Origin of the sequence: Dawidia cretensis (assembly GCF_018598175.1) — a bacterium.
Lineage (GTDB): Bacteria > Bacteroidota > Bacteroidia > Cytophagales > Cyclobacteriaceae > Ohtaekwangia > Ohtaekwangia cretensis.
The window spans coordinates 24066-36812 of record NZ_JAHESE010000002.1 but is presented as its reverse complement, the minus strand read 5'-3'; the positions used below and the strand labels follow the sequence as shown (position 1 = coordinate 36812).

At 55.8% G+C, this 12747-nt stretch carries 11 protein-coding genes; 1 reads left to right on the top strand and 10 read right to left on the bottom strand.

The annotated features are described in order from the left end of the window. Positions 1-119 precede the first annotated feature (119 nt). Positions 120-950 carry an alpha/beta hydrolase gene (locus KK062_RS03820; protein ID WP_254082925.1) on the top strand — a complete coding sequence of 277 codons (831 nt, stop codon included), beginning with the start codon at positions 120-122 and terminating at the stop codon, positions 948-950. Positions 951-1035: 85 nt separating this feature from the next. Here the strand turns inward: KK062_RS03820 and KK062_RS03815 are convergent, their stop codons facing one another. Genes KK062_RS03815 through nuoE form a run of 10 tightly spaced genes read right to left on the bottom strand, consistent with a single transcriptional unit; the run spans position 1036 to position 12719 of the window. Then, entirely contained in the window at positions 1036-2466 is a 1431-nt protein-coding gene (locus tag KK062_RS03815; RefSeq protein WP_254082924.1) for an NADH-quinone oxidoreductase subunit N, read from the bottom strand. Then, positions 2459-3985, bottom strand: coding sequence for an NADH-quinone oxidoreductase subunit M (gene nuoM, locus KK062_RS03810; RefSeq protein ID WP_254082923.1), 1527 nt, complete (start codon positions 3983-3985; stop codon positions 2459-2461). Before nuoM ends, KK062_RS03815 begins: the two co-directional genes overlap by 8 nt. A gap of 4 nt (positions 3986-3989) precedes the next feature. Further along, complete coding sequence (nuoL, locus tag KK062_RS03805) at positions 3990-5876, bottom strand: NADH-quinone oxidoreductase subunit L (protein WP_254082922.1); 1887 nt, start codon at positions 5874-5876, stop codon at positions 3990-3992. Positions 5877-5888: 12 nt separating this feature from the next. Next, positions 5889-6197, bottom strand: coding sequence for an NADH-quinone oxidoreductase subunit NuoK (gene nuoK, locus KK062_RS03800; protein WP_254082921.1), 309 nt, complete (start codon positions 6195-6197; stop codon positions 5889-5891). Then, positions 6185-6721, bottom strand: a complete 537-nt coding sequence (gene nuoJ, locus KK062_RS03795; RefSeq protein ID WP_254082920.1) for an NADH-quinone oxidoreductase subunit J — start codon at positions 6719-6721, stop codon at positions 6185-6187. Before nuoJ ends, nuoK begins: the two co-directional genes overlap by 13 nt. Before the next feature lie 10 nt (positions 6722-6731). Beyond that, positions 6732-7247, bottom strand: a complete 516-nt coding sequence (gene nuoI, locus KK062_RS03790) for an NADH-quinone oxidoreductase subunit NuoI (RefSeq protein WP_254082919.1) — start codon at positions 7245-7247, stop codon at positions 6732-6734. Between the two features lie 12 nt (positions 7248-7259). Next, a complete protein-coding gene (nuoH, locus tag KK062_RS03785) occupies positions 7260-8237 on the bottom strand; it encodes an NADH-quinone oxidoreductase subunit NuoH (RefSeq protein ID WP_254082918.1) in 978 nt (325 codons plus the stop codon). Then, positions 8218-10956, bottom strand: a complete 2739-nt coding sequence (nuoG, locus tag KK062_RS03780) for an NADH-quinone oxidoreductase subunit NuoG (protein ID WP_254082917.1) — start codon at positions 10954-10956, stop codon at positions 8218-8220. The genes nuoH and nuoG overlap by 20 nt, the downstream gene beginning before the upstream one ends. A gap of 25 nt (positions 10957-10981) precedes the next feature. Beyond that, positions 10982-12262 (bottom strand): NADH-quinone oxidoreductase subunit NuoF, encoded by a 1281-nt coding sequence (gene nuoF, locus KK062_RS03775; protein ID WP_254082916.1) that lies wholly within the window; start codon positions 12260-12262, stop codon positions 10982-10984. Continuing rightward, on the bottom strand, positions 12255-12719 hold the full coding sequence (nuoE, locus tag KK062_RS03770; RefSeq protein ID WP_254082915.1) for an NADH-quinone oxidoreductase subunit NuoE: 465 nt from the start codon (positions 12717-12719) through the stop codon (positions 12255-12257). Before nuoE ends, nuoF begins: the two co-directional genes overlap by 8 nt. Between the last annotated feature and the right edge of the window lie 28 nt (positions 12720-12747).

The following is a 12747-nucleotide window of genomic DNA, read 5'->3' as shown; positions in this document are numbered from 1 at the left end:
CGCTGTGCTCGAATTAACAACCTACAAACTTTGCTGCTTCCTGCCAGGTAAAAAACTAAGATATCTTAATTTTTTTTCACATCCACCGCAAGAGCTTTGGGCTGAAAAATTTGATACTCATGGACCATTTGAAAAAAGCCCGTATCGGCTTTGAAGCCATCGGCAACACATATCCCGTTGCCGAAAACGTTACGCGCGAAGATCTCAGGGTGGCCGGCGTACCTTGCGGCCTGTTTACGCCCCCCGGCGCGGGAGAGAATGACATCGTGATCTACATTCACGGCGGCGCTTTTATATACGGCGCCATTAGCTCACACGCTCCGTTGGTCAGTCACATCGCGCGTGCAGTAGAACGAAAAGTACTGGTGATCGATTATCGTCTGGCGCCAGAGCATCCCTTTCCAGCCGGCATAGAGGATTGCGTCGCCGTTATCACCGCCCTGGGTGAGCAATATCCGCACGCGACTATCGGCATCATCGGCGACAGTGCCGGCGGTAATCTCATCCTGGCAACCACACTCGTATTGAAGGAAACAAACGGTCTCAAGCTGCAATACATCATTGTCATCTCTCCGTGGGTGGATCTCGAATGTAAGAATGCCAGTTATGAGCGCAATAAAACAGTAGATATCATTTTAGCCAGACCCTATTTGATCGAGGCCGCAAACATGTATGCCTCCGGTTGGGACCTGGCAGCACCGATTCTGTCACCCGTTAACGGCGACTTCCGCGGGCTTTCGCCGGTGTTAATCTTATGCGGTACCCACGAGATTCTGCAAGACGACTCCATGAATCTTCACCAGAAGCTACTCCATGACGGCGTTATGGCGGAACTGAAGTTGTTTGAAGGCGCCCTGCACGTATGGCCCTTCATGAATATCCATACCGTTGCATCACAAACCGCATTGGCGGACATGGCCGAATTTGTAAATAGATCAATCGTCAAATAACCCAACGTATCTGGCTTGTCGACCGATAATGCCGGGTAGCCATTGCCTATTCATTTCTCCTCGGAAAAATAAGATATCTTCTCTTTCACAACGTATTCCGGATCAGCGTCAGCATTTCTTCCGGATGTACCCCCAGCCAGATCAGCATCAGCCCCAGCAAGGCCATGGTGAAGCTGCTGATCACATATACCAATGGATGGAGCTCTTCCGACGTGCGAACGCTTTGCCCCTGATCAAACATTACCGCGATGATGCGGATATAATAATACAGCCCGATCACACTGTTGATCGCGAGCGCAAACACCAGGAACCAGTGACTGGTCCGTACGCCAGCGGCGATTACGTAGAATTTGCCAATAAATCCGGCCGTCAAAGGAATGCCCGCCAGCGAAAGCAGCATGGCGCTAAAAATGATGGCGGTCAGCGGGCGCCTCCAAAGCAGCCCACGGTAATCTTCGATCAGCTCGGCATCGCGCTCTTTGTCCGACAGCGTAGCCATGATACCAAAGGCTCCCAGCGTGGTAATGAAATATGCCACGAGATAAAAGCTGATGGCCTGGGTTCCGAGCTCACCGCCCGCCAGAAACGCCACCAGCAAGTAACCGACATGAGCAATGGAAGAATAGGCCAGCAGTCGTTTGACATTACTTTGTCGCAGCGCCAGAAAATTGCCCACAAACATGGACGCCACGGCCAACACAGTAAAGACGGTGACCAGCAGCGTTAACTGATGCCCCTGGACCATGGTGAAGAACCGCACCAGCAACGCGATCATGCCGCCTTTCGAAACGGTAGCGATAAACGCAGTAACCGGCGCAGGTGCGCCTTCGTACACGTCGGGTGTCCACATGTGAAATGGCACCACCCCCAGCTTGAACCCTACCCCGACCGTAAACATACCGAAGCCACACCACACCAGCGGTGATACTTCGCGGTTGGAAGCCAGCCAGTCGGCCAATCCCTGAAAGCTCATGGTACCAGTGGCCGCATACAACAACGCCATGCCAAACAGCAGAAACGCCGAAGAGAAAGCCGCCAGGATCAGGTATTTGATACCGGCTTCATCCGAACGCTCGCGCTTGCGCAGGTACGCGATGAGGGCGTAGAGCGATACAGTCAGAATCTCGAGTCCCAGGAAGAGCGATGCAAAATGTTTACTGATCACCAGGATGCAGCTGCCCAGAGCGGCCAGGATGATCAATATATAATACTCTTCTTTCCGTTCCTCCCGTTGTTCGAAATAGGCATACGACATCATGACCACCAGCAGCGTCGTTAACAAGATCAAGCCCATGTTGAAGACGCCAAATCCATCGATGACGAGCAGCGGTTCAATCGCTTGCTGATGGTGTATGCTATAGGACGTTAGGAATATAAAATCCACCAGCAACGAAACAAGTGTAATGATAAAGATCACTTTGTGATTTCGCCGAATGGAGATCGAAAAGAAGTTCAGGATTGCCGCGCTGGAAAGAATCCATAGCGGTATGAGGCTTAGCAAATCAGTCTTATTCATGATTTCCTCCTTTCACCGACAACATGCCGCGTGCAGGCACCGGTGTCGTGGTATGTTTGTTGTCACTTTTTCCCACTGTAGTCCGCGCCGTATCGATGATGCGCTGCGGGAATAGTCCTAATACAATAATGGCGATCGCCATGGGTACGAGTACGAGCTTTTCACGCAATGACAGGTCCGGCAACGCATGCGTGTGCGCATCCTTGCCAAGAAAAATCTTTTGCATGATCCGAAGCGAGTATGCTGTCGCGGCTACCAGTCCTGCCGTGGCGATCGCAGTCAGTACGGGACTGGTCGACCATGATCCCATCAGCGTCAGGAACTCGGCGACGAAGTTGCCCAGGCCGGGTAGCCCGAGCGATGCCATCACAAAGATCAGGCTGACCGTCGCCATAAACGGCGTGCGTTTCCAGAACCCGCCCATTTGCAGAATGTCGCGGGTATGGATCCGCTCGTAGAGTGCCCCCGCCAGCACAAACAGCGCGCCCGTACTGATGGCATGGGTGATCATCTGCATGACCACACCTTGCAGGGCCATCTCCGTAAACGCAAATACACCCAGCATCACGAACCCCATGTGGCTGACGCTGGTATAGGCCACCAGGCGCTTCAGATCGGTCTGTGAAAAGGCCTGAACCGCGCCATAAACAATACCCACCGTCCCCAGCAGCATACCCCACGGCGCAAACTCCACGGCCGCCTCCGGGAACAACGGCAAGGCGAAGCGAATGAGGCCATAGGCCCCCGTCTTCAACATGAGACCCGCCAGGATAAAGCTGCCGGCTGTAGGCGCTTCGGAGTGGGCATCGGGCAACCACGTATGGAACGGCACCACGGGGAGCTTCACCAGGAATGCCGCGAGAAATCCCAACATGAGCCAGCGCGCGACATCCGGCGACATCGATGTTTGCAACAGACTGAAATAATCAAAGGTATATACTGACGTCTGGTTGCCGTGAACAAAATAAAGTCCCAGGATCGCGAGCAACATCAGCAAGCCACTGGCCTGGGTGAATATAAAGAATTTGTAGGCCGCGTACTGCCGGTTGGCATGTCCCCAAATGCCGATCAGGAAATACATCGGTATCAGCATCACCTCCCAAAAGAAGTATAACAGAAAAAGATCCATGGTTACAAAAACCCCAGCGATACCCGCCAATACCCACAACAGGTTGAAGTGGAAGAAACCGGTGCGGTACTGGATCTCCTTCCACGACAGCAACACCGCGAAGATGCCGAGAAAGAAAGTGAGCGCCAGCATCAGCAGGCTCAGGCCATCGAGGGCCAGGTGGAAGGAAATGCCGAAGCTCGGAATCCACGGAAGGTTAAGATCGGCGATCCACGTGGTACCGGGCGCCGTCGAAACATCCTGCCCCATCCATACCCAGGTGATCAGCAACATGTCGAGCATGATACTGACCAACGCAATGACCCGGCACGCTATTGTGCTCCACGCAGCGACAATGCCGGCGAGAATCCCACCGGCCATCAGAATAAATATCATCCAAAGTAGTATCATCGCATTACCGGTTTATGAAAAGACTTAACGTGAGAATGATCACGGCACCGGCCGTAATGCCCATGATATACCATCGCAGCACCCCCGTCTGCGTACGGGAGAATGTCTGGCCGAAGTACTCGGTTGCCGAAACAAGCCCGGTGTAAAACTGGTCTATAATGTCGCGTTTGTTTATCGTCGACACCCAAACAAAAGGTCGCACGATCACCAGGTCATACAAAGCATCGAACCGCCAGCCGGCATACCACAACCGGTGCACCTCGAAGCAGGAGCTTTCGATCTCGTCCGCCAGCGAGGGTTTGACAATATAGAATATATACGCCAGGAGGACACCGCTCAGGGCTACCGTGGCGGCGATGAGCTGAATCAGTACTTCCGAGCTTTCGGCCCCGGCACGCAATACCGTCGAAGGCAAGACCGGGTGTAGCAAATCGGATAGCAGCGTGACATGACCGAAGGTATGCGGCAACTCGATAAAACCCCCGACCAGCGACAGCACCGCCAGCACAATCAGCGCCACGTGCATGAGTTTTCCGGGCAGATGGGCGGTGTGTGTCTTCTCGACGCCGAAGAAAGTAACAAACACCATCCGGAAGGTATATACCGACGTTATGAATGCACCTGTCAGCGCCGCGATGAAAAACAAGGGACTGCCCTTAGCGCTCGCCCAGGCGAGCCAGAGGATCTGATCTTTGCTATAAAAGCCGGCTGTAACAAGCGGGATGGCCGCGAGTGAACCGGCGCCGATCAAAAAGGTCCAGTACACGACGGGCATCCGCTTTCGCAGTCCACCCATCTTAAACATATCGTGCTCATGATGCAGCGCCCAGATCACGGTGCCCGCGCCCAGGAAAAGCAGGGCTTTGAAGAAAGCATGGATCATAAAATGAAAGACCGCGGCCGACCACGCCCCGATGCCGAGCGCCAGGAACATATACCCGATCTGACTGATCGTGGAATACGCCAGCACACGTTTCAGATCGTTCTGCGTCAGCGCGCTGCATCCGGCCATGAGCAACGTAACGGCCCCGATGATACCCACCCACAGCTGCGCGAGGGGTGCGAGCTCATAGATACCATGCATCCGCGCGATCAGATAAACACCCGCTGTCACCATGGTGGCGGCGTGGATCAGCGCGCTCACCGGCGAGGGCCCGGCCATGGCGTCGGGCAGCCAGCTTTGCAACGGCAACTGGGCTGATTTTCCAACGGCACCGCCCAGCAACAGAAAAGCAATAATGGTAGCCGTCTGCGTGCCGGGCGACCACAGCCGCGGCGCCTGTGTCAGGATCTCCTGTATATCGAGGGTATGAAAAACGCCAAACAACATGAACAGGCCGATCGCCAGCGCGGTGTCTCCCACACGGGTCATGATAAACGCCTTCCGGGCGGCATAGCCATTCTTCTCCTCGTCGTACCAGAACCCGATCAGCAGGTAGCTGCAGAGGCCCACGCCTTCCCAGCCGAGGTATAGCAGCACCAGGTTATCGGCCAGCACCAGGATGAGCATGGCGCAGACGAACAAGTTAAGATATGCAAAGAACCGCGTGAAGCCTGTATCGTCGTGCATAAACGCGACGGAATACAGGTGTATAAAAAAGCCAACAAAGGTGATAACAAAAAGAAATACCAGCGACAGGGCGTCGAGGTGAAACGAGAATCCGACCGACAGACCGGACACGGCAAACCAGTTCCACGCAACATGACGGTAGGCCTCGGTGTGCGCCGCCAGGAACTCGTATCCTATCAATAGGGTGATGAGGGCCGCGAGCCCGATGGTGCTGCATCCAATGATCGCCGCGGTGCGGCGGGATAACGATGAACCCATCAGCACCAAGATCAATGCTCCCAGAAAAGGTAAGGTCGGAATAAGCCAAAGAAAATGTGTCATACGCTAAACGTTTTAACCTTTCATTTTATCCGCGGCGTCGCTGTCGAGTGTCTTGAGCTGGTGGTAGATCTGTAAGATCAGCGCAAGCCCAACTGATACTTCGGCCGCGGCCATGGTGACGATGAAGATGAACATGACCTGTCCATCGGCTTGCCCCCACCGCGCGCCTGCCACGATAAACGCCAACCCGGCGGCATTCAGCATGATCTCCACCGAGATGAGCATAAAGATGATGTTGCGCCGCACCAGCACGCTGACGAGCCCCAGCGCGAACAGCGTTCCCGCGAGCACAAGTCCATATTCGACCGCTACTGTTTCCATTCGTCTGTTTGTTCAAGAAACCGATGTATCACTTTCTTTTTCTGGCGCCCCAGGTGGTACGCGCCGACAATGCCCGACATGAGCAATAATCCGCTGAGCTCCACGCCGATGATGTACGGGCCGTACAGCGAAAGTCCCACGTCCTTTGCATCGATCACACGGCTCGACACCTCCGGCGACGCCGAAGAAACAAGTATATAGATCAGCTCCCCCAGCAGGATGACCGACAGCACCCCCGGACCGATCCAGGTATTGCCGGAAAACCAAATCCGCTCCTGCTCCACCGCTTCCTCCTTCAGGTTGAGCATCATAATGGCAAAGATGATCAGCACGACAATGGCCCCTGCATAGATGATCACCTCCAGCGCCGCCACAAAGGGCGCCCCGAGTATAAAGAACACAATGGCCACGGCGAGAAAGGATATGACCAGGTATAACAGCGCGTGGATCATGTTATAGCGTGTGATTACCATGATGGTGGCGAGAACCGCTACGGCAGAAGCTATATAAAAGGTGGCTTGCATATCGTTCTGTTTACGGCACAAGACTTCGGATATCGACCGGCGCTTCTTCGTTCTCGGCCTGGCCTTTGTCTTTCCCACCAATGGCAAGGCCGGCGATGTTGTAGTAGTTATACCCCGGGTATTTGCCCTGGCTGTCGATAAGCAGGTCTTTCTTTTCGTACACCAGGTTCTGCCGGTTGTACTCTGCCATCTCGAAATCGGGAATCAGCTGAATGGCATACGTGGGGCAAGCCTCTTCGCAAAAGCCGCAGAAGATGCAACGCGAGAAATTTATCCGGAAGAATTCGGGATAACGCCGGCCGTTTTCGTCTTCGGTGGCTTGCAGCGCAATGCAGTCTACCGGGCACGCCGCGGCGCAGAGGTAGCACCCCACGCAACGTTCGCCCATGTCGGGGTCGCGGGTTAACACAATCCGTCCGCGCCACCGGGGCGGGAGCTTGGCTTTTTCCTCTGGGTATTGAATGGTGACGCGCTTCCGGAACATGTGCAGGAAGGTGAGCCACATCGTTCGAATGATACTGAACATCGCTATATAGTTTTAGTGACCGACGCTATTTTGTTCATGATACAAGAGCCACGTGGCGGTGACCATCAGGTTCACCAACGTGAGGGGTAACAGAATCTTCCAGCCAAACTCCATCAATTGATCGTATCGCGGCCGGGGCAGCGAAGCGCGCAACAGGATGAACAGGAAGATGAAGGCAAACATTTTGATGATAAACCACACCACCGGCGGCAGAAACCCCGGTCCCAGCCAACCGCCGAAGAACAGGCATGTGACCATGCACGAGATCAGCATGACACCCAGGTATTCGCCCACGAAGAACATCCCGAACTTCATCCCCGAATATTCCGAATGGAATCCGGCGACCAGCTCACTCTCCGCCTCCGGAATATCAAAAGGAAGACGGTGTGTCTCGGCAATGCCGGCAATGAGGAAAATCACAAAGCCGAGGAACTGCGGCACGACAAACCACATGCCCTGCTGCGCTTCGACGATCTTATGCAGACTAAAAGAACCGCTCATGAGGACCACGCCCATGAGCGACAGCCCCATAAACACTTCGTACGAGATCAGTTGCGCGGCGCCCCGCATCGCACCCAGCAGGGCGTACTTGTTATTGGAGGCCCAGCCGCCGAGGATAATACTATAGGCGCCCATCGACGACATGGCAAGAAAGAACAGCAGCCCTATATTCAGGTCGGCCACGATCACGCCCGGCGCAAAGGGAATCACCACAAAGCTCAGCAGCACCGTGATGACCACAATGGCGGGGGCGATCACAAACACCTTCTTATCGGCGAAGGGTGGTATCCAGTCCTCCTTGAAAAACAGCTTCAGGGTGTCCGCCAGCACCACCATTACGCCGAAGGGCCCCGCCCGGTTGGGGCCGTAGCGGTCTTGCCAGAGCGCCAGCAGCCGCCGTTCAAGCCAGATCAGGCCCGGGGCGACAATCAGCAGCCCCGCCAGTACCCCGACCGTAATGAGTATATGATTAAGCGTGTCGTTTTGCATAGCTGTGATCGTTCAGGTTTTGACGTTGGTTGGGGCGCTGCACAATCGCCCACTCCGGCAGATCGGCATACGGCACGCCCTCGATGCCATACGGCATGCCGGCGATACCGACGGGCAAAGCCTCGCTGAGCTTTACCGGCAGGCGATACGATTGAGAGTCGATCGTGAAGGCCAGCAGGCCGCCGGCTTCCACCGCCAGCGCCGCGGCATCCGTCGGATGCAGCAACACGTAAGACTGCGGTATGCGCTGTGCAACAGACGGGGCGTGTGCGCTCAGCTCTTCCGACCCGAAGATGTGGTGCAGCGATACCACCCAGAGGTGATCCTCGAGCGGGCGAAACCGTTCCGGCACGCCGACAAAGTACGCATGGGTTCCTTCGGTCTTCGGTTCGAGCAGGCGCACGCCGGGATCGTCGTCCCGCAACGAGCCGCCTACTTCTGACTGGTATTTGTTGACCGACTGCACCGAGTTCCAGCCCGGTGCCCAGAAGTACGGTATGAGCGATGACGGCGGCTGGCCGTGAAATCCTTCCATGGTATACGACAACGGCGAGTCGGAATCTTCCGGCGGCTTGGACTCGCTGACGTTGATATTGGCTTGCTGGGACGTCCGCCCGCTATAGCGATGCGTCTCCCGCGCGATGCGCTGCCCGGCAATGCGGAACTGCGATGGCGGTGAGGCCGCCACCACACCTTGGAGCAGCGGCTCATCGCGATCCATCGCCAACGTAACATCTTCAAAATTCCGCCAGGTAGCCATTCGGTTGTTTTCAATCCGCTGGCCGAGGGTTAGTAGCCAGCGCCAGCTTTCGCGAATGATGTCGGTGGGCTCGTAGGCCTGGAAAAAACGTTGCGCACGTCCCTCGTTGTTGACGAGCGTGCCGTCCGACTCGGCAAAAGTGCCGGCCGGTATAATGACATTGGCTTTTGATACAGTCTTATGCAGCAGATGGTCGAGCACGATCACCCGGCGGCACTTGCTCAGGAACGCATCGACCTCTTCTGCCTTTCCATGCCGGTATAGATCGTTCTCCATGACGATCACCGTATCGGCATGGCCGTTTATCACCGCATTGAAAGCAGCGTGAAGCCGGTGGCCGCCCATCATGGCAAGCCCCAGCGAGTTGCACTCCAGCATGGTCAGCACAAGGCCCGTCGCCGGGTTCTTCTTTTGAAGCGCCCAGGCCACGTTGGCAGCCGCCTTCATGACACACCCCGACTCGCAGCAGGCGCCCGAGATGATCACCGGTCGCGCGGCGGCCGACAGTGCCTGTGCGATCCGGTCGGCCAGCAGCGCTACAGCTTCCGGTAAGTCGGTCGCATCCGGCACCGTGGGGTCCAGGCGATGCGCGATGGCAAATCCCAACCGCGCGATATCGTCCGGCGCGGCATGGTATACATCCCGCGCAACCTCGTCGAGCTTGGTGGTATGAACACTGGTAACAAAGAGTGGCCCCTTGTCCTGTTGCGCGAGCTCGCGACGGGCGGCATCATGCCAGCCGGGAATGTTGACGGCGTCGGCTGCCTTACCCGGTTGTTGCCGGACAGCCTGGCGCACGGCGAGTGCCAGGATAGGCGCGGTGTTGGTAATATCTTCGCCAAGAATGAGCACCGCATCGGCTTGCTCCACTTCCCGGGTGGACGGTGTACGTACAGAGCCTTCGCGCAAAATGCGGATGGCGAGCTCGGCCAGGTCGTGCTCGTTGTCCGAAACGCCGTGATAAAAATTATCTCCGCCAACCAGTGCCTTTAACGCAAAGTTTGATTGAAGAGACGCGCGCGGCGACCCGATGCCAATCATCTTCGCTTGCTTCAGCGCCGGTATCAGATGGTGGAAAAGCTGTTCCTGCGAAACAACCGATTCCCCTGCCGACGCCTGGCGTATACGCGTGTCGGCGTTGACAAACTCATAACCAAACCGGCCACGGTCACACAGAAAATAGCCGTTCACTTTGCCATGAAAGCGGTTGGCAATCATGCGTAGGGTTCCATACCGTTCGCCCGCAATCGTATTGCAGCCTACGCTGCAATGCTGGCAAATCGAGGGAGACATGGTCAGATCCCACTTGCGCGTATAGTGTTCTTTCAATGTCTTATCGGTAAACACGCCCGTCGGGCATACTTCGGCAAGGTTTCCGCTGAACTCGCTCTCGAGTATACCGTCTTCCTCCCGGCCGAAATACACGTTGTTCTTCGAAGCATATACATCGAGGTCGTCGCCCCCGGCATAGTCCTTATAGAACCGCACGCAACGGTAGCACTGAATGCAGCGATTCATCTCATGGTTGATGAACGGCCCCAGGTACTGGTTGCGGTACGTTCGCTTTTTAAAGCGGAACCGGCGGTAGTCGTGCCCGGTCATCACGGTCATATCCTGCAGGTGGCAGGAGCCGCCTTCATCGCATACGGCGCAGTCGTGCGGGTGATTGGTCATCAGCCACTCGATGACCTGCTCGCGAAAAGCCCGGGCTTCCGGATCGCTCACGCTGATCCGCTGGTTCTGTGTTACGGCTTCCATGCACGACATGACCAGCCGTCCGCGCGTGTCGTTCTCATCCTTATAAACCTTCACCGCACACTGGCGACAGGCACCGACCGAACCAAGGGCCGGATGCCAGCAGAAGTAAGGAAGATCAAACCCGAGCGTAAGACAAGTCTCCAGCAGGTTCTTACCCGTGGGAATTTCATATGTTTTGCCATCGATTAGTATAGTTGCCATCGTTCTTTCTCTTTTGTTCCCACGATTATACTGTTATAGGTTCCAGGGAGGCGTGCTCCCGGATATAGGCTTCGAAATCTTCCCGAAAATATTTGAGCGCACTTTGCAGGGGTTCCATCGCACCGGGTGCCAGCGCACAGAACGTATTACCGGGACCGAGCAAGCGGGTATGCAGCTCGAGCATGGGTATATCGTCTTTTCGCCCGTCGCCGCTTTGCATGGCCTGCAGAATCTTTTCGATCCAGGGCAGTCCTTCGCGACACGGCGTGCAAAAACCACATGACTCCTGCGCGAAGAAATGAATGAGGTTCCTGACAAAGCCCACCACCGACGTTTTGTCGTCGAGCACGATCACCGTACCCGTGCCCAGGCGGCTGCCGGCGGCCGCCACCGAAGGATAATCCATTCGCACATCCAGGTGGTCGCGCACCAGGAAATCGGTCGATGCGCCACCCGGCAGTGCCCCCCGGAAGGACAGGCCGTCCTGCATGCCGCCGGCGTGCTCTTCGATCAGCTCGCGCAACGTTGTGCCCATGGGCAGCTCCCACAGTCCCGGCTTCCGCACTTTCCCGCTGACGCCATAGATTTTGGTACCCGCGTCGGCCGTCAGGCTTAATTTCTGAAACCACTCCGCACCGTGCGTAATGATGTGTGGAATGCAGCATAATGTTTCCACGTTGTTAACGATCGTAGGCCGGCCAAACAATCCACTAACCTGCGGAAATGGCGGCTTGGCCCGGGGCGTGGCACGCTTGCCTTCCAGCGAATTGAGCAAGGCCGTCTCCTCACCACACATATACCGGCCCGCGCCGGTATGCAGGTGCATCTCCAGGTTGAAGCCCGTGCCAAGTATATTTTGCCCGAGGTAGCCGGCCTGATAGGCTTCTGCTATGGCCGTGTTAATGGCCTTCGCCGCGGTGTGATAGGCCCACCGCAGAAATACAAAGCCCGTGTCGGCCTGCAATGCGTAGGCCGATACAATCATGCCTTCGATAAGCTGATGCGGGGCGCTCTCGAGCAATAGCCTGTCCTTGAATGTGCCGGGCTCCATTTCATCCGCATTGGCGATCAGGTATTTTGGCTTGGGAGCGTCCAGCGGCACAAAGCTCCACTTCAGCCCGGTACTAAAACCGGCTCCTCCCCGCCCCCGTAGATTCGATGTTTTGACTTCGGCTTGTACGGCTTGCGGTGTCATGTTCAGCAATGCTTTTCGCACAGACTGGTATCCACCCTGCAATTCGTATTCACGAAGGGTAAGCGGCACGCCGTCCGCGCGGATGTGGGAGGTTAGAGGTTTTTCAAGCATAACGTTCCAGTATTTCGTCCAGTTGTTCAGGGGTCACGTTGCGGTATAGATCGCGATCGATCATAAGCGCCGGGGCACAGTCGCAGGTGCCCAGGCACGGATTGGGCAGCATGGTAAAGCGATCGTCTCGCGTTGTCTCACCGTGGCGGATGCCCAATTTTGCCTGGAGATATTCGTGCAGCTTATCATAGCCCATCACCCAGCAGGTAATGCTATCGCACACGAGGATCACGTGTCTTCCGACCGGCTTCCGGAAAATGAGGTTATAGAAAGTCGCAACCGAGTCGAGCTCCGCGGGCGACATCTCCAGGAAAGTAGCAATGTCTTTCAGCGAGTCGTCGGAGATCCACCGTCGTCTGGTCTGCACGATCTTGAGCGCTTCGATACAGGCCGCCTGACGGTACGGCACCACGTGTATCGCTTTTTCAATTTCGATGATCTCTTCCCCGGATAACATAGCGTTGTCGTTATAGTGTTTATCTTTT